The sequence below is a fragment of the Shewanella sp. Choline-02u-19 genome (assembly GCF_002836205.1).
Classification (GTDB): Bacteria; Pseudomonadota; Gammaproteobacteria; order Enterobacterales; family Shewanellaceae; genus Shewanella.
Genome location: NZ_PJBE01000013.1, coordinates 892326 through 913888, shown reverse-complemented (window position 1 = coordinate 913888; position 21563 = coordinate 892326). Strand labels below are relative to the sequence as shown.

At 43.7% G+C, this 21563-nt stretch carries 21 protein-coding genes; 11 read left to right on the top strand and 10 right to left on the bottom strand.

Translation table 11 applies throughout. The features are described 5' to 3' along the window. The first annotated feature begins 51 nt into the window (after window positions 1-51). Together trpB and trpA are read left to right on the top strand one after the other, a co-directional pair. Window positions 52-1266 (top strand): tryptophan synthase subunit beta, encoded by a 1215-nt coding sequence (gene trpB / locus CXF83_RS10785; protein ID WP_101092103.1) that lies wholly within the window; start codon window positions 52-54, stop codon window positions 1264-1266. Further along, the gene (trpA, locus tag CXF83_RS10780) at window positions 1259-2068 is read left to right on the top strand and encodes a tryptophan synthase subunit alpha (protein WP_101092102.1); all 810 of its coding nucleotides are present in this window, start codon (window positions 1259-1261) and stop codon (window positions 2066-2068) included. The genes trpB and trpA overlap by 8 nt, the downstream gene beginning before the upstream one ends. Window positions 2069-2194: 126 nt before the next feature. Here the strand turns inward: trpA and CXF83_RS10775 are convergent, their stop codons facing one another. Further along, on the bottom strand, window positions 2195-3112 hold the full coding sequence (locus CXF83_RS10775) for an integron integrase (protein WP_232775186.1): 918 nt from the start codon (window positions 3110-3112) through the stop codon (window positions 2195-2197). Window positions 3113-3495: 383 nt separating this feature from the next. Between CXF83_RS10775 and CXF83_RS10770 the strand changes: the two genes are divergently transcribed. Continuing rightward, entirely contained in the window at window positions 3496-3828 is a 333-nt protein-coding gene (locus CXF83_RS10770; RefSeq protein WP_101092101.1) for a hypothetical protein, read from the top strand. A 256-nt stretch (window positions 3829-4084) separates the two neighbouring features. Here the strand turns inward: CXF83_RS10770 and CXF83_RS10765 are convergent, their stop codons facing one another. Both CXF83_RS10765 and CXF83_RS10760 read right to left on the bottom strand, forming a co-directional pair. Continuing rightward, complete coding sequence (locus CXF83_RS10765) at window positions 4085-5185, bottom strand: IS91 family transposase (RefSeq protein WP_101089235.1); 1101 nt, start codon at window positions 5183-5185, stop codon at window positions 4085-4087. Next, window positions 5182-6072, bottom strand: a complete 891-nt coding sequence (locus CXF83_RS10760) for a tyrosine-type recombinase/integrase (protein WP_101097995.1) — start codon at window positions 6070-6072, stop codon at window positions 5182-5184. The genes CXF83_RS10765 and CXF83_RS10760 overlap by 4 nt, the downstream gene beginning before the upstream one ends. A gap of 232 nt (window positions 6073-6304) precedes the next feature. Between CXF83_RS10760 and CXF83_RS10755 the strand changes: the two genes are divergently transcribed. Beyond that, window positions 6305-6616 carry a VOC family protein gene (locus CXF83_RS10755; RefSeq protein WP_101098004.1) on the top strand — a complete coding sequence of 104 codons (312 nt, stop codon included), beginning with the start codon at window positions 6305-6307 and terminating at the stop codon, window positions 6614-6616. Window positions 6617-6853: 237 nt separating this feature from the next. On the opposite strand, the gene CXF83_RS10750 is transcribed toward CXF83_RS10755, so the two are convergent. After that, entirely contained in the window at window positions 6854-7831 is a 978-nt protein-coding gene (locus CXF83_RS10750) for a transposase (RefSeq protein ID WP_101098003.1), read from the bottom strand. Between the two features lie 275 nt (window positions 7832-8106). Beyond that, window positions 8107-9084 carry a transposase gene (locus CXF83_RS10745; RefSeq protein ID WP_101098003.1) on the bottom strand — a complete coding sequence of 326 codons (978 nt, stop codon included), beginning with the start codon at window positions 9082-9084 and terminating at the stop codon, window positions 8107-8109. A 261-nt stretch (window positions 9085-9345) separates the two neighbouring features. Here CXF83_RS10745 and CXF83_RS10740 point away from each other — a divergent pair, with 261 nt between their 5' ends. From CXF83_RS10740 to xthA, 7 genes are all read left to right on the top strand, one after another. Next, complete coding sequence (locus tag CXF83_RS10740; protein ID WP_101089754.1) at window positions 9346-9873, top strand: GNAT family N-acetyltransferase; 528 nt, start codon at window positions 9346-9348, stop codon at window positions 9871-9873. 428 nt (window positions 9874-10301) lie between these two features. After that, a complete protein-coding gene (locus CXF83_RS10730) occupies window positions 10302-10895 on the top strand; it encodes a hypothetical protein (RefSeq protein ID WP_101089753.1) in 594 nt (197 codons plus the stop codon). 491 nt (window positions 10896-11386) lie between these two features. Beyond that, entirely contained in the window at window positions 11387-12097 is a 711-nt protein-coding gene (locus tag CXF83_RS10725; protein ID WP_101089752.1) for an HAD family hydrolase, read from the top strand. A 456-nt stretch (window positions 12098-12553) separates the two neighbouring features. Next, window positions 12554-12925 (top strand): hypothetical protein, encoded by a 372-nt coding sequence (locus CXF83_RS10720; RefSeq protein ID WP_101089751.1) that lies wholly within the window; start codon window positions 12554-12556, stop codon window positions 12923-12925. Window positions 12926-13256: 331 nt separating this feature from the next. Then, the gene (locus tag CXF83_RS10715; protein WP_101089750.1) at window positions 13257-13802 is read left to right on the top strand and encodes a septation protein A; all 546 of its coding nucleotides are present in this window, start codon (window positions 13257-13259) and stop codon (window positions 13800-13802) included. Then, window positions 13802-14101: a YciI family protein gene (locus tag CXF83_RS10710; RefSeq protein WP_101089749.1), complete on the top strand. Its 300-nt coding sequence runs from the start codon at window positions 13802-13804 to the stop codon at window positions 14099-14101. The genes CXF83_RS10715 and CXF83_RS10710 overlap by 1 nt, the downstream gene beginning before the upstream one ends. Window positions 14102-14118: 17 nt before the next feature. Then, window positions 14119-14925 (top strand): exodeoxyribonuclease III, encoded by an 807-nt coding sequence (gene xthA, locus CXF83_RS10705; protein ID WP_101089748.1) that lies wholly within the window; start codon window positions 14119-14121, stop codon window positions 14923-14925. A 184-nt stretch (window positions 14926-15109) separates the two neighbouring features. On the opposite strand, the gene CXF83_RS10700 is transcribed toward xthA, so the two are convergent. The 5 genes from CXF83_RS10700 to CXF83_RS10680 form a co-directional block, all read right to left on the bottom strand. Continuing rightward, window positions 15110-16567 carry a methyl-accepting chemotaxis protein gene (locus tag CXF83_RS10700; protein ID WP_101089747.1) on the bottom strand — a complete coding sequence of 486 codons (1458 nt, stop codon included), beginning with the start codon at window positions 16565-16567 and terminating at the stop codon, window positions 15110-15112. Window positions 16568-16672: 105 nt separating this feature from the next. Beyond that, on the bottom strand, window positions 16673-17164 hold the full coding sequence (locus tag CXF83_RS10695) for a DUF1097 domain-containing protein (RefSeq protein ID WP_101089746.1): 492 nt from the start codon (window positions 17162-17164) through the stop codon (window positions 16673-16675). Between the two features lie 359 nt (window positions 17165-17523). Next, a complete protein-coding gene (gene rsgA / locus CXF83_RS10690) occupies window positions 17524-18570 on the bottom strand; it encodes a ribosome small subunit-dependent GTPase A (RefSeq protein ID WP_101089745.1) in 1047 nt (348 codons plus the stop codon). A 268-nt stretch (window positions 18571-18838) separates the two neighbouring features. Beyond that, on the bottom strand, window positions 18839-21085 hold the full coding sequence (locus CXF83_RS10685) for a xanthine dehydrogenase family protein molybdopterin-binding subunit (RefSeq protein ID WP_101089744.1): 2247 nt from the start codon (window positions 21083-21085) through the stop codon (window positions 18839-18841). Beyond that, a complete protein-coding gene (locus CXF83_RS10680; protein ID WP_101089743.1) occupies window positions 21082-21561 on the bottom strand; it encodes a (2Fe-2S)-binding protein in 480 nt (159 codons plus the stop codon). The genes CXF83_RS10685 and CXF83_RS10680 overlap by 4 nt, the downstream gene beginning before the upstream one ends. Between the last annotated feature and the right edge of the window lie 2 nt (window positions 21562-21563).

Genomic DNA, 21563 nt, shown 5'->3' with positions numbered 1-21563 from the left:
ACATAACACGTGTCGGCATGCAGACAGAAATGAACGATAAAGGAACAGATTATGAGTAAATTAAACCCCTATTTCGGGGAATATGGCGGAATGTACGTCCCGCAAATTTTAATGCCTGCCCTCAAGCAGCTAGAAACCGCCTTTATCGAAGCGCAAGAAGATGAAGCGTTTCAAAAAGAATTTACCGATCTGCTCAAGAACTATGCTGGCCGCCCAACAGCGCTAACGCTAACCAAAAATCTTAGCCCTAACCCATTGGTTAAAATTTACCTAAAGCGTGAAGACTTACTTCACGGCGGCGCACACAAGACTAACCAAGTATTAGGCCAAGCACTGCTGGCAAAACGCATGGGTAAAAAAGAGATCATTGCAGAAACGGGCGCGGGTCAGCACGGCGTAGCAACGGCGCTTGCCTGTGCATTGCTTAATTTGAAATGCAAAGTCTACATGGGTGCTAAAGACATTGAACGTCAATCGCCAAACGTCTTTAGAATGAAACTGATGGGCGCCGAAGTTATTCCGGTCACTTCAGGTTCTGGCACCTTAAAAGATGCCTGTAATGAAGCGATGCGCGACTGGTCTGGTAGTTACGAAAAAGCGCACTATTTATTAGGTACGGCGGCAGGTCCACATCCCTTCCCTACCATAGTGCGCGAATTTCAGCGCATGATAGGCGCTGAGACTAAAAAGCAAATTCTTGAGCGTGAGGGACGCCTACCCGATGCGGTTATCGCCTGTGTCGGCGGAGGCTCCAATGCTATTGGTATGTTTGCCGACTTTATCGATGATGAAGAAGTCGCACTTATCGGTGTTGAACCTGCAGGAAAAGGGATTGATACCCCCATGCATGGCGCACCGTTAAAGCACGGTAAAACGGGCATTTTCTTCGGTATGAAAGCCCCATTGATGCAAGACAGTGAAGGTCAAATAGAAGAGTCATACTCGGTATCAGCCGGGCTTGATTTCCCATCGGTTGGCCCACAGCACGCACATCTTGCTGCCATTGGCCGTGCAACATACGAGTCTGCGACTGATGATGAAGCATTAGAAATGTTCCAGTTATTAGCCCGTAGCGAAGGTATTATTCCGGCACTTGAATCAGCCCATGCGATAGCCTATGCCGTCAAGCTTGCAAAAGAAGCGACCAAAGAGACCCTGCTAGTGGTGAACCTTTCAGGTCGTGGCGACAAAGATATCTTTACCGTGGCTGACATATTAGAAACCCAAGCAAAAGAAAAATCAGCACAGGAGAGTGGCAATGAGTAATCGTTATCAGGCAGCGTTTTCGGCCCTAGATAAGAAGAATCAAGGCGCATTCGTCCCCTTTGTGACCTTAGGCGATCCCTCTCCTGAGTTGTCACTGAAGATTATTGATACCTTAGTTGAAAACGGCGCTGATGCACTTGAACTGGGGTTCCCATTTTCAGACCCACTTGCAGATGGCCCTGTGATCCAAGGGGCTAATCTACGTTCATTAGCCGCAGGCACTACGCCAACACAGTGCTTTGAGATGCTTAGCGCTATTCGCGCTAAATACCCAGACTTGCCTATTGGCTTACTGCTTTACGCCAACCTTGTATTCGCTAATGGCATTGATGCTTTCTATGCTAAAGCCCAAGCCGCCGGTGTTGACTCAGTGTTGATTGCAGATGTGCCCGTTGAGGAAGCTGACCCATTTATTGCTTCAGCTAAGGCTCATGGCGTAGCGCCAATTTTTATTGCACCACCCAATGCCGACAGTGAAACATTGCAACTTGTGAGCGATAAAGGCGAAGGTTACACCTATTTGCTGTCACGTTCAGGCGTAACAGGCACTGAATCAAAAGCGGGGATGCCAATTACCGATATTCTTAACCGTTTAAAAGAGTTTAATGGTGCGCCGCCACTGCTTGGATTTGGTATTGCTGAGCCCTCTCAAGTTAAAGCGGCGATTGATGCTGGTGCAGCAGGCGCCATTTCGGGTTCTGCCGTGGTAAAAATTATCGACGCCAATAAAGACAATGAAGCGAACTTGCTCAACGCATTGGCTGAGTTTACCCGCAATATGAAAGCCGCCACGGCGCGGTAATGTTGCAAATGAATGGTTAGCTTAAGCGTTAAACGAAATCGCGGTACTCGATGAACTGCCGCGATTTTTTTATTGGCTTTTCGACCTCCTTTGCAATAGGTAGCTTCATAATCTGTTACCACATCATTAGCTGTCGAACGGACTGACAACACCGCTTGTATGGGCACCCACTACATGGGTATAAATTTGTGTTGTTTTAATGTCAGTATGCCCGAGTAATTCCTGAATAGTCCTTAAATCATAGCCTTTTCTCAGTAACGCTGTTGCAAACGAATGGCGGAAAGTATGGGCTGTGACACGTTTATCTATTTGTGTCTGCTTCACTGCAACACTTAACGCTTTTGAAAATGCTGTCTGATGAATGTGGTGCCGACAAATATAGTCATCGCTCGGGTGAATACACCGACGACTAGCAGGAAAAATAAATTGCCAATGAAATTTATTAGCACTGCTCCGGTACTTTCTAATGAGTGATATAGGTAAAGACGCTAGCCCGTACCCAGCCCTAAGATCTCCATTATGAACCGATTTAACTGACTCAATTTGACCTTTTAGCGGTAATACAAGCTCACTAGGCAGTAAACATACTCTATCTTTATTTCCCTTTCCTTGATGAACAAAAACGGTTTTGGAAGACAAATCGATATCCTTAATCCGTAAGCGTAATACTTCCTTTAACCTGAGGCCGGATCCAAATAACAATGCGGCTATAAGGTAATGGTTGCCGGCTAAATGTCCAATAACACATTTTGCTTCACCTATAGAGAGCACTTGAGGTATTCGCTTAGGGGCTTTTGCGTAGGGAAAATTCAGCCCCGCTGTATCCATCTTTAATACATAACGGCAAGCAAACACGATGGCACATAATGCTTGTTTTTGTGTACTGGCCGATACACCGCATTGCTCAGCTAAAAAACACAAAAACCGCTCAATAGCTTCATTTGTGATCTCAGATCCATGCCGTATATGACAACGCCGAATGAAGTACCTATTCCAATAAAGATAAGACTTTTCCGTTTGATAACTGTAGTGGCGTACTCTTATCTCAGTTCAAATAGCATCGATATATCCAGATTGACTCATACAAACCTCAGTGCTGTGTTTATATACAGTTATAATTGAAAATCATCTAAAAGATCAATTTTGATGTAAAAAAGATGCCTAAAAAAGTGTTCTAGGCATCGATAATATTTTAACATCCAATAAAAGTTATAAAAATCAAGCTTATGGTGAATATTGAAAATTGATACATAGACCTCGTAAACAACGGGGCTCTCTTTCTCCGACTAAAGCAGAGTCTACTTCTAACTGGGGTATGAAAAATAAACGATTTACAACAATGGCTTACAGATGATAAGTTTAACAGAATTAACATAGTTGCTAAGAACGTTATCAAGCGACTAATCAATAAGCTGTTAGGCATCAATATGAATCTCGATGAATTAGTAGCCTCCGTGACTGAAGTGGAACTAAGAGAAGATTTACTTCATTGGGTCAGCGAATGGAAGAATGATGAAAGTGATATTGAAAATCTAACTTTCATGATGAGCAAGTGGCACGGCAATGTATGGTTTAAAGATACTATTGAATCGAATGGGTTTCATACTAGATTTGAAGTATTTAAGAAAAATGCTGTTGATGGTATCGGTAGTTTAACTTTAAACGAAAGACTATATTGGTTTGGTTTATTTGAGCAATGGGATGATTCAAACGAAGAGTCACAATCACGTATCCGAACTAAACTGCGCGCAAATGCCTAACGAATAAGGATAGGCCGCGCGTAGCCGCGTCCTTATCCCGATTGTTGAACAAGCCCGAGTGATACCTTTATTGTGTAAATATCGGCGTAAGATCTTACGCTTTTTCGATGTGTGCTGAGCAGTAGCATTTTTTACTAGCCGCATCTATCCCTTAGCATCGCCAGCTAATTTCGTTACCTCAACATATCAATGCCTTAGCACCTCCTTATACTTTTCTTGTTCCGCATCTTAAGTGTTAACTTTTTTATCCTTCCGCTTAAACAGTGGCGTTAGGTGTCGTTGGTTTTTGCCTAAGAAAGCTTGTCAGTCGTGCGTGCACTCCCATAAATGTCATCGGCTGCTGGCAGCAGGGACAAGGTCGTATAGCTTTGGTTTTGGTAGCTTTTTCGAACGGCGCAAACATCGTTCCCGCAACCGCTAGCATGAGCTGTATTTGCAGTCTTAGTTTTCGGCAACTTCCTTGCAGTAATCCATAGTCTCTCACTCGACGTAATCCCTTCGGTAGCACATGCTGAAGCACTAACCATAGGAACTCCACCGTAGGTAAAGTGCGTATTTCAGTGGCTTTGGTTTGGCTATTTTGATACTCGAAGGACACTTGATCTTCGGTTGCACTAATGATGCTTTTGTCAGACAAAACGCCGCGATAGAGGTATCTCGACAGGTACTTTAGCGCAGGTAGCCCTTTGCCAACATGCTGGCAGTCGACAACCCACTGTTTCGGGATGGCTGCTGGCAGCTTGATGTTGAGCTTGTCTGTCAATTGCTCAAGCAAGCGTGCTCGCCATACTTTGGCGAGGTTAAAACTGTTAAACAGGTACTTGCCTTTGTTCTTGTGCCACTGTTGTTTGGCTTTGTTGAAACTCCCCGCGGGAATGATGAAGTGAATATGAGGATGGTAGTCGCGTCGCCGATTATGGGTATGTAGCACGCCCGTAAAACCGATGTCACCACCGAGTTTTTTTGCGTTTTTAGCAAATTCCTTGAGCACGCTAGCAGCGACGGTGAACATGGCTTGATAGACAAGTTCAGGCTGATGTTTGGCGGTAACTCTAAGCTCATAAGGCAGAGTGAAAGTGACCATGTAATACTCCACGGGCAACAGTTTAGCCTGCTGTTTTGCCAGCCAGTCGCTCGTGGTGTTGTGCTGACATTGCGGGCAACTGCGATGACCACAAGACAACGGAAAGTCAGCATGATGAGGGCAACTCTGACACGCCCACTGACTCGTTCTCTCAGTATTGGTGCGACAACTGAGCATGGCGAAAATAGCTTGCCGCATCGAGGTTGTGATTTGTTGATCAAAAGCCTGATTAAAGGTATCAAGATGGTCGCGTAAAATATCGATGAACTTCATACGTCGCACTCCCACTTCAAGATTAAATCATCAGCAAGTTTGTTAATTGCCTCAGCGGTATTTTTACGGGTGATGTGGGTCAGTTTGGTGTAACGAGCGGTGGTGTTGAGGCTGTTATGACCGAGCAGGCTTTGCACTGAGCGCAGGTCTAGTCCTTGCTCTAGCAGATGGGTTGCGTAGCTATGTCGCAGATTATGCGGACTGATGGATTTATGAATATTGCACTCAGCAATGACTCGTTTTAAGGCTTTCTGAATGCCGCCTTTATCTATCATCGAATCCGGTTTACCGTCTTTACCAGGAAACATCAGGCGTGGATGGCGATGAGTTTGCCAGTAATATCGCAGCGCTAATAAGGTGCGTTGTGGTAGAGGAACCAATCTATCCTTACCGCCTTTAGCATTGCGAATATGCACCTGCATCATCTGTGAATCCACATCACCTATTTGCAATGAAATGGCCTCGCCGAGGCGCAACCCCATACTGTATAGGGTCAGAAAGCAGACCTGATATCGCAACTTATGTGTGAGACTTATAACGATGGCAACTTCAGTTGGGGTTAGGATATCGGGCAGTCGGTTGACCTGTGGAGGCTTAACGATGTTGAGCCACTCCCAGTGTTGGTTGAGCACATGGCGATAGAAAAACTGTAAGCCGTTACGGTCAAGCTTAACGGTGCTCCACGAGTGTGATGCTATCAGTTGAGCAAAGTAACGCTTTAAATCATCGGTGGTAAGGTTGTCGGGACAACGGTCAAAGAAGGCGGCAATACGCCGTACTGCACGGCTATATGCATCGATGGTGGCGGGTCGCTTGCCTTGTAGGGTTAAGTTGGTAAGATGTTGTTCATAAAGAGAATCAAAGCGGTGTTGTTCGAATGTGTCCATGATAATACTCCTAGTAGTAAAGACCTAACAGGGTCTGTACTAATAAGTATTTAGGATGGGAGATAGAGAGGGCTTTTATCTTTTCTGCCGCAGAGCGGCTTCGTTCAACAAGCCATTCAAGCAGGACAAATAACAACTGGCTGTTGTTCGTGCCTCACACATTTTAGCCAGCTATTATAGGCCGCTTAACGTGGCGTTATGTGTATTTCAAAGTTAGGTGAATATTTAAATTATGAAGTTTAATCACGTTGGGATTCCGGTAACAGGTAGTTTTGAAGGCGAAATAGACTTGCCTCATTTAAAAATGACAGTATCTGATCATGAAAATAATCCTTATGGAATTCAGTGGCAACGCTATTGGAACGATGCTCCTTATCCAGAATTAGTTAAAACAGTTCCCCATGTAGCATTCGTAGTAGATAATTTGGATGATGAACTTGAAGGGAAGGTAGTTATTATTAAGCCTAACTCTCCAAGTGATGGTTTGCGTGTTGCTTTCATCGAAGTAAATGGTGCACCTGTTGAACTGATGGAGTATTCGTAAATATACACATAACAAAAATAAACATAGCCAGCCATTAATAATCAACAACATAACCAGTTTAACAACCAATATTAACGATTGATGTATGCCAAACGTGTACTTTAATTACTTTCAATAAATAATCGACGAAAAGTTCTAGAAAATTGCCGAGTTTGGTGGGATTTATGGGTTTAAAAGCGCAGATGTTTAACTCAGAGTTTTAGCTAAGGAATATAAGCTTGAAGGGGTTTATTGTGTCTAGTTTGTTTGCATGTACTGACAGCTGCTTGAAAAGTGCCGTCGCCGTTTTCCTAGGTGTTCGCAGTAACAGCTAAATTCTTGTAGTGTCCCTACGGGGCCATGGAATAACTCACCAAATTCTGCAACGATTTTTATCCAATTGTCTGCGGGGATATTTAAGCGATTGAGGATATTATTTGCAGTCGCTGATATAGCACCTCGCTTGTCATCACGGATAATTCTGCCTGTTTCATCAACTAACTCCAGGTAATCTTTCAGTGAGAAGGCAATGCCTTTGGGTTGATGTGCTCGCTCATTACCAATAAAGGGTAATAGCCTCTTCGGTTGTTCGCCTTTTAGGGCGGCACTGACTCTTAATTTTAAACTGGTGAAATCTGATTGTTCTGGTGTGTTAGCCATCTTAGCGCGAATAGGGTTGAGCTCAACATAAGTCATACAGGCCAGAACTGCAGCTTCATCCAATAGTGCTTGAGATTTGAATCGTCCTTCCCAGAAGTGCCCTGTGCAGTTGTCTTCATGGTTGGCTTGCCTCGCGATGGGTTCATTGAGGCACCTCATGAACCATGAGATATCACTGAGTCGTGAGCGGTAAGTGGCAATAAGGTGCTTTAGTGCTGTGACCATGCACTCGTCTATCACTTCACCTTTGGCAATTTTTTGAGTCAACGCTGTACCGTTAAACAGCTTATGCCACTGCTCTACAACCTCCCTATCAGACCAGTTATTTACTGTTTCTAGGTCAATATAAAGCACCACATGCAGATGATTACTCATCACCGCGTACGCCGCAACATCAATGGCAAACACTTCGGTTAACTTGAGTATTTGTTCTTCAACCCAACCACGACGGTGGTTGTAGTTTTTACCTGTGTATTTATCGTCGCCACACAAAAAGGCGCGCCGAACAACTCGACTGCAACAGTGATAATAAGGGGTGTCTTCGATACTAATCAGCGTTCTTCTTGACCGTGGCATGCAACCTCCTTGTTAAATGCTTCTTTCAAAGCTTAGTCGGAGGTTCTTCTTTGCACTAAACATAGCCAGCCATTAATAATCAACAACATAACCAGTTTAACAACCAATATTAACGATTGATGTATGCCAAACGTGTACTTTAATTACTTTCAATAAATAATTGACGAAAAGTTCTAGAAAATTGCCGAGTTTGGTGGGATTTATGGGTTTAAAAGCGCAGATGTTTAACTCAGAGTTTTAGCTAAGGAATATAAGCTTGAAGGGGTTTATTGTGTCTAGTTTGTTTGCATGTACTGACAGCTGCTTGAAAAGTGCCGTCGCCGTTTTCCTAGGTGTTCGCAGTAACAGCTAAATTCTTGTAGTGTCCCTACGGGGCCATGGAATAACTCACCAAATTCTGCAACGATTTTTATCCAATTGTCTGCGGGGATATTTAAGCGATTGAGGATATTATTTGCAGTCGCTGATATAGCACCTCGCTTGTCATCACGGATAATTCTGCCTGTTTCATCAACTAACTCCAGGTAATCTTTCAGTGAGAAGGCAATGCCTTTGGGTTGATGTGCTCGCTCATTACCAATAAAGGGTAATAGCCTCTTCGGTTGTTCGCCTTTTAGGGCGGCACTGACTCTTAATTTTAAACTGGTGAAATCTGATTGTTCTGGTGTGTTAGCCATCTTAGCGCGAATAGGGTTGAGCTCAACATAAGTCATACAGGCCAGAACTGCAGCTTCATCCAATAGTGCTTGAGATTTGAATCGTCCTTCCCAGAAGTGCCCTGTGCAGTTGTCTTCATGGTTGGCTTGCCTCGCGATGGGTTCATTGAGGCACCTCATGAACCATGAGATATCACTGAGTCGTGAGCGGTAAGTGGCAATAAGGTGCTTTAGTGCTGTGACCATGCACTCGTCTATCACTTCACCTTTGGCAATTTTTTGAGTCAACGCTGTACCGTTAAACAGCTTATGCCACTGCTCTACAACCTCCCTATCAGACCAGTTATTTACTGTTTCTAGGTCAATATAAAGCACCACATGCAGATGATTACTCATCACCGCGTACGCCGCAACATCAATGGCAAACACTTCGGTTAACTTGAGTATTTGTTCTTCAACCCAACCACGACGGTGGTTGTAGTTTTTACCTGTGTATTTATCGTCGCCACACAAAAAGGCGCGCCGAACAACTCGACTGCAACAGTGATAATAAGGGGTGTCTTCGATACTAATCAGCGTTCTTCTTGACCGTGGCATGCAACCTCCTTGTTAAATGCTTCTTTCAAAGCTTAGTCGGAGGTTCTTCTTTATGCCATTAACCATGGCTGGCTCTATTTTATTCGAATGTGTCCATGATAATACTCCTAGTAGTAAAGACCTAACAGGGTCTGTACTAATAAGTATTTAGGATGGGAGATAGAGAGGGCTTTTATCTTTTCTGCCGCAGAGCGGCTTCGTTCAACAAGCTGTTCAAGCGGGATAAATTACAGGGCGTTATAAAGCCTAAGGAAGGTAAACGTGCAACTTGTAGGTCAAAGATTAAAACTATCTCCTTTCGATAACACTGATATGGATCTTTTCATTGAAATATCAATGTGCCCGCAGATGATGGAACATGTATATGAGCCTTGTACATATGATGAGGCAAAAGAAGCATTTGATGCAAGGTCAAAACCTTGGATTTTGGAAAGTGATGGCTGGCTTTCATTAGGTATTACAGAATCATTTACTGGTGAAAAACTGGGGAGTATAGGTCTTAAAATTGTTAACCGTGAAGCTAAAATTAGTGAAGTCGGATTTATGATTAAGACAAATGCTCAAGGGAAAGGTTTTGCTAGTGAGGCGTTAAACCTTCTTAAAGCTTATTCGTTTGAAGAACTTGATCTAAATAAATTAGTAGCCACATGTTCAATTCACAATCATAGCTCATTTAACTTACTTGGAAAGGTGGGATTTGTTCGTGAAGGCTGTTTACATCAAAACTCTTTAATCAACCATAAGTATGTTGATGATTATGTTTACGGCCTATGTAAGTCGGCCTTATAACAAGTTGCTAAATTCAGATTCACCAAGACTGTCATCCCATTTGCTGAGCAAATCGCCCGCCAGCACATGGCTCACTTATTAGAGAGGCGTTAGCAGTACCAGATAAACTGGAGTCTGAATGAATATTGAAGTGTTAGAAAATCCTGAACAAAAGTTAATTGATTACCTTGATAAAAAGATCGATGACCTCAATTGGGCTAATTGGGAAGTAAGCGAACGAATTCCTTTAGCAGTGTAAATAAAAAATGAGCAAGGTGAAGTCATTGCTGGTGCAGCAGCTCGCTCATTGGGTGACAATTAATTTTTTTAACTTACGTTGGGATACGGTGAAATAATCTTACTGTCACAATATGGGGATATACTCATGCTTGGGCATTTTTTAGCAGAAATTAATGTGTTGAGATAGGATTATATTTAGGGAGCAAGCCATGCAAGAATTTCGTTATGAATTAGACCGCGAATCGATAGAATCATTACAGTCTCTAATAGGCCAAGAGATTAACTTAATAACTCAATTTGCGAATTTCAATTTTAATCAGCGAAATGTCACATGTTTTCCACCGTTATATTTTAGGAAGAAAGCCAGTTTTGTTGAGCTGACGAACGAATGGAATACCAGCCCTCAAGGTCATGATTTCCATCTTCCAAAGTTTAGGCTAGTGCAGAAACCGGATGACATTGAGTATCAAAGTGATAATGACTCTATCGGCCCATGTTCTGAAATTAAGTTTACGGAAAATGACCGTATCACCATAGAGGCTATAGAGATCCTTCGTCTTAGATGTCGGTGTGCAGTACAAGATGAAACTGAGGTTAGGAAGCTAATTCCGTCAGATGAAGTTGTCATATATGACTGGGGGATCAACATCAGACTCTCGGATGGTTCTTATGCTTCAATTACCACTGAGGATGACCATATTACGGGTGAATTAATAATCTCACCACTGGCTATTGAGGCCTATCATAAAGAAGATATTTGGGTTCAACAGCTTGATATTAGGCAAGTATTAACAATAATATAAGTTGTAATATCAACTAATTGCTTGAAAAGGCAGTGCCAGCCATGGTAAGTGGCAGCGTCATCTATTTAACTTCTCTTTAGATGACATTAGTAATGATTTTGATGATAATTCTGTGAGTAAAAGTAGCGTTGAATCATACAAGATGGGTGGCTTCTGTCGATATACTAAACGTAATGGTTGGTGAACTGGCTAGTCGTGGTATTACCGGTGGGACGAATATGGACACATTTTTAGCATTAAAAAGCAGTTTTACATCCAGAAAAGCTAAAACAATATCTAATTCATTAGAAAGCATAAATTGCTAACAAAGCATTTAGGAGTAATCCTCAACGCTTGGCATTCTCGGTTCTATGTCAGCTTAAGTGTTTATGGCACAATGGTTTAAGTATGGTGGTGGCATTGTTCACACCTTAATGCGGCGTTATGCGTATACACAAACTTGTCGTAAGGTGTATGATTCAATTAAGTTTATTGGATAATGAGGTGATGAAATGAAATTAGACGCAATACTGTGGGATTACGATGGAACCCTCGTTAATTCAGTACCCAAGAATATTGATATTACAAAAGCCATTCTATCTATCGTTGCTCCACATTTAACAGGTAACAATTTGCCTAAGTATTTGCTCAGCGAAGATTTTTACCATGAAGCCAATCACGGTGCTAAAAACTGGCAAGAGCTCTATGTTGATTATTACGGATTATCTCATGACGAAATGATCCGAGCTGGCAGTATGTGGGCAGAGCACCAAGAGAAAAATCAAACTGAAGTGACGCTTTTTGATGGTATTAAAAATGTCGTTGAGCAGTTTTCACAACTTCATCATGGTATCTGTTCTCAGAATTCACAAAACAATATTCGTCGTGTACTTAGAGATAATGGAATAGACGCTCCATTTAAAGCGATTATTGGTTACGATGATGTATCAAATGGCAACCAAAAGCCTCATCCATTTGGTGGTATCAAATGTGTGGAATCAATTTTCGGTCATACAAATAGTCAATTGTTAATGTACATCGGTGACCATGAAGCTGATGCCAAGTTTGCCCGTAATCTACAGTCCGCGCTTGGAAATAGTGCCAAGGTGATTTCTGTCGCGGCCGCATATAGTCGTTCTGAGCCTGAAAGTTGGGAAGTTAAGCCTGACTACATTGCAAACAATGTTGAAGATCTCCTTTCTATCATCGGGAAATACGCATAACGAATAAGCATAGGCCGCGCGCAGCCGCGTCCTTATTCCCAAGCCAGATTGATGCCTTTACATAGTAAATAGCGGCGCGAGAGTTCACGCTAGTTTAGCATCTAATGTCATTCGTTAAAATTTCACAAGTTACAACGATCCTTTAGCTTCGATAGTTAATCATTTTTTATATCATTAACCCCAAAATATCAGCGTATTAACTACCTATTTTCATCCGTCTCCGTCTGTATTTCAAATCTCATACTCATGACCTTTTACATCAAATGCTTATGCGGTTTCCCAGGGGTAATCCCCCTTTAATCAATATACTTTATGGCGCTCCTTACTTTACAGATATTCGGGGTCCTCAGGATTGATTAACGTTTAATAAAATGTCACAGTGTTATGGAATATTGAAGTACTGTAGCCTGTTGGAGTCGAGTTCTAGCGCAGGGCTATTAGAGGAGATAATGAGTAATGAGTAAAGTTATTAGGTGCCTTTTCTGTTTAAGTATAATAATTTCGTCCTTCAGTTCTCATGCGGAATATATCGTTGAGGTGACGCTCGATATTAACGGAATGTACCAAGGAAAGCAGGAGATAGGTTTACAGGAAAGCAAAACCCTGAAAAAAACAGACGACACAGTTTTGTTGTTAATCAGTCAGTCTTATGTGCATGATAATTATGCCACTCTGAATTATACAGTTATTGAATATCTTATATCTGATCCTGAAACACGAAATGAGCTTAAGTTACCCTCTATAAGCACCCTTGTTAATAATGAGGCTAGTCTTTCGTTAGGTGATGACCTCTCCTACAGTGTAACTGTCCGTGAAGTAAATAAATAGTAAGCCCATGACAGCATTTCTGAAAGACTATACCTTCAATCACTGTTTTCAAGCTAAAACAAATACCGCTGCCTTCAAGCTTTCCCTCTTGTTTTGCCACATATAATTAAAGCGTAACGGTTCTAGTCAGCAGCGACACTCTTTTTGCCAAATTTTTGCAACAACTAACTAGCGCAATATGTGCGAGATGGTGGCAATTCATTAACCCTAATGCAGCCATACTGAACATGGGTTTACCGAAGTGCTCAAGTGAACCCGTTACCCTTTTTCCTTCATGGCTTGCATGTTAAACTCAAGCACACTTTTATGAATTTTGAATTGACACTATCCTATGAAACAGTTGCTCGACTTTCTGCCTCTGGTTATCTTTTTTGCCGTCTACAAATTTTTTGATATTTACGTTGCCAGTGGCGCATTGATTGCGGCCACCGCATTGCAGCTCATCATTACCTACATCCTGTATAAAAAACTGGAGAAGATGCACCTCATTACCTTTGCAATGGTCACCGTGTTTGGCTCGCTAACCTTGATTTTGCACGATGACTCATTTATAAAATGGAAAGTCACTATCGTGTATGCTCTGTTTGCCATCGCGCTAGTGGTTAGCCAGTTTATGAATAAACCCATTTTAAAAAGCATGCTGGGCAAAGAGTTAATTGTTGCTGACAAGATATGGGCCCATGTGACTTGGTATTGGGTACTGTTTTTTGTGGCATGCTCTCTCGTTAATATCTACGTTGCCTTTAGCCTATCGCAAGAAACTTGGGTAAACTTTAAGGTATTTGGTCTAACCGCTTTGACACTGATCAATACGGTACTCACGGTATTTTATCTCTTTAAAAACATGTCTGAAGAAGATCGTAAGGAACTTAAATAATGTGGTATATGATTTCGTCGCAAGATGTTGAAAACAGCTTAGAAAAACGCTTATCTGTTCGTACAGACCATTTAGCGCGTCTGCAGCTTTTAGCTGATGAGGGCAAGTTACTCATCGCAGGGCCTCACCCCGCTATCGACAGTGAAAACCCAGGCGAAGCGGGTTTCACAGGCTCACTCGTGGTTGCTGACTTCCCCTCACTTGAAGATGCACAATGCTGGGCTGATGCCGACCCTTATATCGCCGCGGGTGTATATGAAAGCGTGGTTGTAAAGCCTTATAAGTTAGTGTTGCCGTAAATAAAAGGAACTCAAAATTGAAGATAGTTTCATTTAATATCAATGGATTGCGAGCAAGACTGCATCAACTGCAAGCTTTAATCGATAGCCACCAGCCTGACGTCATCGGTTTACAAGAAACCAAAGTGCATGACGAAGCCTTTCCACTTGCTGATGTAGAAGCAATGGGATACAAGGTGCATTATCATGGCGGAAAGGCACACTATGGTGTGGCCATGTTGTCGAAGGCTGAGCCATTAAAGCTTCAAAAAGGATTCCCAACCGATGAAGACGACGCTCAGCGCCGTATGATCATGGGGACTTTTATGCAGGAAAATGGCCGTCCGCTTACCGTGCTAAATGGCTATTTCCCTCAAGGCGAAAATATTAGCCATGAGATAAAATATCCCGCCAAGCGTAAGTTTTACAAAGACTTAATGGTATATTTAAATGGGTATCACAGTGCTGATGAAGATATTGCCATCATTGGCGATATCAATATATCGCCTGTCGATTTAGACATAGGTATTGGTGAGCCCAATGCCAAGCGCTGGTTAAGAACAGGTAAGTGTAGTTTTCAACTTGAAGAGCGTGAATGGCTTAAGACCTTAATGGACTGGGGCTTAGTGGATACGTTCCGCGAACTGCATCCAACGCGCACAGAGCGATACTCGTGGTTTGATTATCGCAGCAAAGGATTTGTCGATAACCGCGGCCTGCGCATTGATGTCGTCTTAGCGACCAAATCACTGGCACAGCGTCTGGTTGAATCTGATATTGATTACGACCTACGTGGTATTGAAAAGCCTTCAGATCACGCGCCTATTTGGAGCACCTTTAGTTAATCTAAATGGTGGTTTCAGCTAATAAAAAAATCCAGCAATGATTGCTGGATTTTTTATTATCTGATCAGGCAAAGATAGCGCTGTGGTGTCATTATTGGCAAAGGAACTAACCTTAGTGCAAAGCGACAGCCCTGCTGAGTCAAACTGACCTTTAAGCCTCGCGTTATAAAACTCGTTTATAACATTAGGTGGCTTTAGCCAAAGTATATTGCTTTAACAACTGCTCTAACCCCTGAGAAGCATCATTTAAGTCTGTCGCAAGACTAATTGAATGTTCAGTGGTTTGCTTAATCGTTTCAGCTTGGCCTCGAATATCGTCTAACTGAGAGCCAATTTCCCGAGATGCAACACTTTGCTCTTCAGATGATGCTGCGATTTGTGCACTCATATCGAATACTGTACTGATCGATAACGCCATGTTATCAACATCACTACTCACTGACACGATAGCCTCGCGGCCTTTGCACGCTTGCGATACGATATCGCCAGTAATGCTGCTCAATTTATGTGTACCCGCTTGTAAACCTTCAATCATAGATTGAATTTCAACTGTCGCTTTTTGTGTCCGGCTCGCTAACGTTCTCACTTCATCAGCGACCACGGCAAAGCCTCTGCCCTGCTCGCCCGCTCTGGCCGCTTCAATTGCGGCGTTAAGCGCTAACAGATTAGTCTGTTCTGAAATACCGTTAATGGTGGTTACTACTGCACCAATCTGTGTTGCAGCGTAGGAAAGGTCTTCCACTGAAGCTGACGCTTCTGAAATTTTGCCCGTTAATATACCAATACTCGCTACCGCTTCAGCCAGTTGAACTTTACTGTTTGCCGCCTGAGATGAGTTGGTTTGAGTTTGCTCTGAGGTGCTAGAAGCATTCTGAGACACCTCTTCAACTGCCGCTGTCATCTGCGACATCGCAACCGCGACCGTATCGAGGAACTGATGCTGTGCAGTGGTTAACTTTTCATTTTGACTCGCCTGTTGATGAAACTCACCAGCGGCCTCTGAAAGCGTTTGTGCGTTACGTGCAATTGCAGACACCATTTCACTCATGTTATCTGCGCTACGGTCTATTTCGCGGGCAATTAAGCTGAAATCATCTTTACCAAAAAAGTTAAGTCTAAAACTAAGATCACCATCAGCAAGTCTTTTTATGGCTTGGTACATATCCCACAAGCCGCCACCAAGCGAAGTTGATACCCAATAACTCACAAGATATAACGGCAGTAGACCTAAAAGAGCCAACCAAAGCATGTTATTCATATTTGACAAAGCTGGCTGTTCCCAACGACTCACATTAACCGTGTAGTTAATGAACTCACCGTCAACGGGGGCATTCACGCTAAGATTATCATTTGAGCGTTTCGTCTCAGAATTAAAAGCAACACTCAATCCATTTTCGCCGGCAAAATCAGTTAGCGATTGCCCAGTAAGAGATTGGGTCATCGCCATATTGGCATAAGCCTCAAGCGTGGCTTGAGCGCGCGCCATTGAAGCCGCTTCAATCTGTTGTTTGCTATTAAAATAGTTTGCTCCGGCCACCATTGCAGTGATGAGCGTAACCATAGTGCAGATAGACCAGAACTTTCCATTTAGACTGAGCTTGATTAATACCGCATCGACTGTTCGAAAATTAATTTGCTTCATCGTAAAATTCCCATGGCCCTTATATTTGACCTTTTATAATGCGTTGATAGACTCACTCGCCCAGTACGGCACAGTGTTGAGTTACTCGCTATATTCAATGTTGAATTATGACTCTTTTGCTGTATTTTCAGCAAATATTGTTTGTAGTTTTTGGGTCAAGCTGATTAGCTGAGTCGTCAGTAGACTCATACTGTAGCCCAGCATCGCGCCCACCAGTAAGGGGGGTAATATTGCCGCTACGTCGCCACCCATTGCAAAGGTGATACAACAACCGATAAATGCGCCGGGTATAAAGGCGAGCTTTTGATAACTTGCTTGTAAACACATGGCAGCCGTTGCGATGCCCGTGAAGGTATAGCCCATAACCGGAGAGACAAAAAAACTGCTTCCAGAAATAATTAGCCAACCCCAAAAGACACCAGAGACATTCGTCGCCATCGCCATCAGCATGCCTTTCACACCCGTTTCGGTTTGTGCAAAAAAAGTGCTACAACCAAGAAAACCTATCCAGGTGACAAGTTGAAATACATCAGCAAAGCCAGCCCATACGGCTGCCAATAATCCTGCTGAAATTGCTATTTGCCAACGATGCTCCATAAAGCCCTCTCTATAACGCGATACACACTTTGACTATGCCGATACACAGTACTTAATATCAAGGTCGCTAAATTACCATCTTTTGTAGGCTAAAAAACACGATCTACGACAAAAAAGCGCTAACAAAGTCGAATCTAGTGCACAAAACAACCGAAAGCGTAACAAATATACAATACTCCGACATACAACTAACCCAATAGGAGTATGAACTCAGCGGTAATAAGAGCCTCAGCAACCGAGTTATTTCAAACAAAATAGCCTTATGCTGATCGAGCTGCGATTGTCAGGCACAAAAAAACATCTACAAACGAGATGTTTTATTCAACGCAGGAGCACTCACAAAGAAACATATTAAAGCCTCAAGCTTTTTTCTTGTTCCTGCGTGAAGCGGTTTGCACGCCATTGATCATTTTCCCTAACGCCTTATCTTTGGCTCTTTTCTCCGCCAGTGTCGCGCCATTCAATGCCTGTTCACGCATCAGTTTGCGATAGCTCGTCAGTCGACGTTCCGTCACTATGCCATCATGCAGGGCTGCTTGGACCGCACAACCAGGCTCACTTTCATGACTGCAATCGCTAAATCGGCACTGCTGTGCTAATGCGGTAATTTCACTAAACGTATCACTAACACCTTGTTCGCAATGGCTAAGCTGTAGCTCTCGCATACCGGGTGTGTCCATAAGCAGTCCACCTTGAGGTAACCACTTCAGCGCTCTTGAGGTTGTGGTGTGACGTCCTTTACTATCATCTTCACGCACAGCACGGGTAACTTGCGCGTCAACGCCCATTAAACCATTGACCAATGTTGACTTCCCCACACCGGATGAACCTAAAAACGCAATCGTTTTGCCTGTTTGGCAATAGCTCGATAGCGCTTTAAGCGCTTCACTATCGAGCGCGTTAACGGCATGGATCATCATCAACGGATCTAGCTGCTGCACTTGCTGGCGCTTGTCATCCACATCAACACACTGATCCGCCTTTGTTAATACCACCACGGGATCCACCAGCGCTTCTTTCGCTAGCGCTAGGTAACGTTCAATTCGGCTCAGGTTGAAATCATGATTGAGAGAACAGACAATCATGACACTATCAAGGTTTGCAGCAATGAGCTGAGTCGCCACTTTCGAGCCTGGCGCTTTTCGTTGGAACAAGGACTGACGATCCAAATGGCGATGCACCCGCTGTGAGTCATCAAACAATGCCCAATCGCCAACGCATAGGCGCTCAGCCTGCGCCGAGAACGTTAATCTCACTTGTCCTTGCTCACTCATCACCACGACGTGACTTCTGTGCTGCTCAACCACACGACCAATACTGAACAGCGATAACTCTTCTAGGCTAAGTTGTTGCTGGAAAAACGGCCGCCAGCCGAGTTGGGTTAATGTCATCGTTGGGTTTTCCATGGTCTTCCTCCATCTACGATTTAGTAGATAATAAGCAATAATTGATATTGTAGCGGCGCTGATGCCACCTTTCAGCTAAGAGTTTCATATTAATGACTTGCTCAACAGTTTAATTGAACAAAAGCGACAGATTGCACGAGCTTATACCGACAATAACGGAGCCTGACATCCAACGAAAATGTCCAAGTCAAAAAATGCATAAAAAAAGTGCCATTAAGGCACTTTTTATTAGATTTGCTTTGTTGTTATTTATCCTAAAAAGAGATGTTTAAATATTAAGTAATTTATTCACCGGTAAATCTCTAATTCGCTTGCCAGTTGCCGCAAAGATAGCATTCGTCAGCGCTGGAGCAACGGGGGGAACACCAGGTTCGCCAACACCTGCTGGCGGCGCATCCGAACGTACAATAGTGACTTCTATCTCTGGGCATTGGCTAATGCGCAGCAATGGATAATCATGAAAGTTCGATTGCTGAACTTTACCCTCTTTAAAGCTAATCTGGCCCATCATCGCTAAGCTAAGGCCAAACATCACCGCGCCTTCTGTTTGCGACGTCACGCGGTCGGGGTTAACAATTAATCCAGCATCAATAGCAGCGATAGACTTAAGCACCGTTAAGTTTTGCTTATCGTCTACTTCAACCAATATCGCCACGGCAACATAACTGGTAAAACTTCGATGAACCGCAAAGCCCCAGCCCTGGCCCGCTTTAACGGCTGGCTGCTTATTGATTGCCTGTTCAACAATATCAATCACATTGAGGTAGCGGCCAACATCAACAGGGTGGCGCGATAGCTCTTCACCATAATTACCATATTTAAAACCTTGATCAGCAAAATCAACTTTTCTAGCCTTGCCTAACAGCGTCTTCCACATGGTTGTACAAGGAACTCCGGCATTACTGGCAAGCTCATCAACAAAACTGCCAATACCAAAAGCATGCTGGATATTACACACCGAACGCATCCAACCTATTCGTGTATGAGCCTCCGCTTTAACCGCTTCACAACGGTAACTCTCAACCGCTAAGGGCACATCAACAAAGCCGAGATCCAACTCGCCCGCCGAAGGATAATCGACACCTTCAGCAAAGGTTGAACTAATCGATGGGAAAGCCGAGCGCTGTAACATCGCCTCGGGCATCTTATTGTCATTGAGTTTGGCTTGATAAAACTGGGCACTGATTGCATGAAGATAGCCATTTTGGATCTCATCTTCTCGGCTCCAGCTGACTTTAACGGGTCGTTGCAGTTTTTGTGACAATAGCGCTGCTTCAACGCTAAAATCAGGTTTAGATTTACGACCAAACCCGCCACCAAGTAGAGTCACATTAACTTTAACCTGTTCCTCTTTGAAGCCAAGATTAGCCGCCACATTCTGCGCCGTGCTTTGTGGTGTCTGAGTCGATGCCCATACTTCACAGCCCGTTTCGGTGACTGAAGCCGTTGCCACTGGCGGCTCCATAGGGGCATGCGCTAAATAAGGCACCGTGTATAGTGCGTTGATCGTCGACTTTTCCGGCCAATCTTTGGTTTCTTTGCCTTGCTGCCGCGCGAGTTTGCCCGGCAGTTTGACACGCTCTGACAAAGTCTTTAGGTACTCGGTTGTATCGTGGCTGTCATTTGCAGATTCAGTCCAAGTGATTAAAAGTACCTTTCTACCTTGCTGTGCACTCCAACTGTTGGTGGCTATTACTGCAACGCCCCCTAACGCCTGAAAAGCAGGAGCACCTGTAGGCACTTTCATGCGAATAACATCAACCACTCCAGCGACTTCACGCGCCGCACGATCATCAAGCGTAGCAACATTACTGCCCAATACAGGTGGTCGGGTGATGCTGGCATAGAGCATCCCCTCCATCTGCACGTCGTAACCATATTTGGCTTTACCGACTAGCATGTCTTGCATATCAACAATGGTATGTGATTTACCAATGTGCTTAAAATCTTTGCTGTCTTTTAGCGTTACCGCATCCTCGGCAGGCATTGACAGTTTTGATGCTGCGATGGCCAACTCGCCATAACTCAGTTTACGGCCAGAATTTATGTGATGAACTTGATGATCTTTAGCACTAACCTCAGCTACTGGCACTTGCCAGATGTCGGCCGCGGCTTGCTCAAGCATGGTACGCGCCATCGCACCCATCTGCCGCATTGCTTCATAGTGTTTACGAATACTGCGTGATCCATCGGTATTTTGGCTGCCATAACGTTTGTCTGCTAAGCCCTGTACCACAACAACATGTTGCCAATCAGCTTCCAACTCATCTGCCAATATCTGTGGGATCCCGGTGCGGATCCCCTGCCCCATCTCTGAGCGATGACAAGTTAAATAGACTTTGTTGTCTTCGCCTATCGCGATAAACAGGTTTAATCGTGCTTCTTTATCTTGTGCCAGGGCCATCGGGCTCCAGCTCAGTCCGCTCGCGCCTAACGCTAAACCACCTCCTGTAGCACCAAAGAGCTTAAGCACGTCGCGACGACTGAAATTTTGTACTGCAGTAAAGGTTCTCATGATGATGCTCCTTTTTTAGCAACACCTTTTTTTGACACACTATGAATAGCAGATTTGATCCGGGTGTATGTGCCGCAACGGCAGATATTGCCTGACATAGCAGATTCGATTTCAGCATCGGTAGGAGCGGTGTTTTCAGCGAGCAACGCAGCGGCAGACATTAACTGTCCAGACTGGCAATAGCCGCATTGTGGCACATTATGATCACTCCAGGCTTGCTTAAGCTCTTCCGCGGCTAAACCTTCAATCGTTGTCACCTGTTTCCCTTGCGCTTGGGCGACACTGGTTAAACAAGCGCGAGCCGGTTTGCCATCAATATGAACAGTACAGGCGCCGCATAAGCCTGCGCCACAACCGTATTTGGTTCCCGTCATACCGAGCATATCTCTAATGGCCCATAGTATGGGCATTTTAGGATCGGTATCGAGGGCAAAACTCTTGCCATTTATACTGAGTGTCAGTTTCTCATCATTCATTA

What these genes read in the sequence shown, in the direction of transcription:
- trpB (WP_101092103.1), top strand. Translation starts at nt 52, where the DNA reads ATGAGTAAATTAAACCCCTATTTCGGGGAATATGGCGGAATGTACGTC.
- trpA (WP_101092102.1), top strand. Translation starts at nt 1,259, where the DNA reads ATGAGTAATCGTTATCAGGCAGCGTTTTCGGCCCTAGATAAGAAGAAT.
- CXF83_RS10770 (WP_101092101.1), top strand. Translation starts at nt 3,496, where the DNA reads ATGAATCTCGATGAATTAGTAGCCTCCGTGACTGAAGTGGAACTAAGA.
- CXF83_RS10765 (WP_101089235.1), bottom strand. Translation starts at nt 5,185, where the DNA reads ATGAAGTTCATCGATATTTTACGCGACCATCTTGATACCTTTAATCAG.
- CXF83_RS10760 (WP_101097995.1), bottom strand. Translation starts at nt 6,072, where the DNA reads ATGGACACATTCGAACAACACCGCTTTGATTCTCTTTATGAACAACAT.
- CXF83_RS10755 (WP_101098004.1), top strand. Translation starts at nt 6,305, where the DNA reads ATGAAGTTTAATCACGTTGGGATTCCGGTAACAGGTAGTTTTGAAGGC.
- CXF83_RS10750 (WP_101098003.1), bottom strand. Translation starts at nt 7,831, where the DNA reads ATGCCACGGTCAAGAAGAACGCTGATTAGTATCGAAGACACCCCTTAT.
- CXF83_RS10745 (WP_101098003.1), bottom strand. Translation starts at nt 9,084, where the DNA reads ATGCCACGGTCAAGAAGAACGCTGATTAGTATCGAAGACACCCCTTAT.
- CXF83_RS10730 (WP_101089753.1), top strand. Translation starts at nt 10,302, where the DNA reads ATGCAAGAATTTCGTTATGAATTAGACCGCGAATCGATAGAATCATTA.
- CXF83_RS10725 (WP_101089752.1), top strand. Translation starts at nt 11,387, where the DNA reads ATGAAATTAGACGCAATACTGTGGGATTACGATGGAACCCTCGTTAAT.
- CXF83_RS10720 (WP_101089751.1), top strand. Translation starts at nt 12,554, where the DNA reads ATGAGTAAAGTTATTAGGTGCCTTTTCTGTTTAAGTATAATAATTTCG.
- CXF83_RS10715 (WP_101089750.1), top strand. Translation starts at nt 13,257, where the DNA reads ATGAAACAGTTGCTCGACTTTCTGCCTCTGGTTATCTTTTTTGCCGTC.
- CXF83_RS10710 (WP_101089749.1), top strand. Translation starts at nt 13,802, where the DNA reads ATGTGGTATATGATTTCGTCGCAAGATGTTGAAAACAGCTTAGAAAAA.
- CXF83_RS10700 (WP_101089747.1), bottom strand. Translation starts at nt 16,567, where the DNA reads ATGAAGCAAATTAATTTTCGAACAGTCGATGCGGTATTAATCAAGCTC.
- CXF83_RS10695 (WP_101089746.1), bottom strand. Translation starts at nt 17,164, where the DNA reads ATGGAGCATCGTTGGCAAATAGCAATTTCAGCAGGATTATTGGCAGCC.
- rsgA (WP_101089745.1), bottom strand. Translation starts at nt 18,570, where the DNA reads ATGGAAAACCCAACGATGACATTAACCCAACTCGGCTGGCGGCCGTTT.
- CXF83_RS10685 (WP_101089744.1), bottom strand. Translation starts at nt 21,085, where the DNA reads ATGAGAACCTTTACTGCAGTACAAAATTTCAGTCGTCGCGACGTGCTT.
- CXF83_RS10680 (WP_101089743.1), bottom strand. Translation starts at nt 21,561, where the DNA reads ATGAATGATGAGAAACTGACACTCAGTATAAATGGCAAGAGTTTTGCC.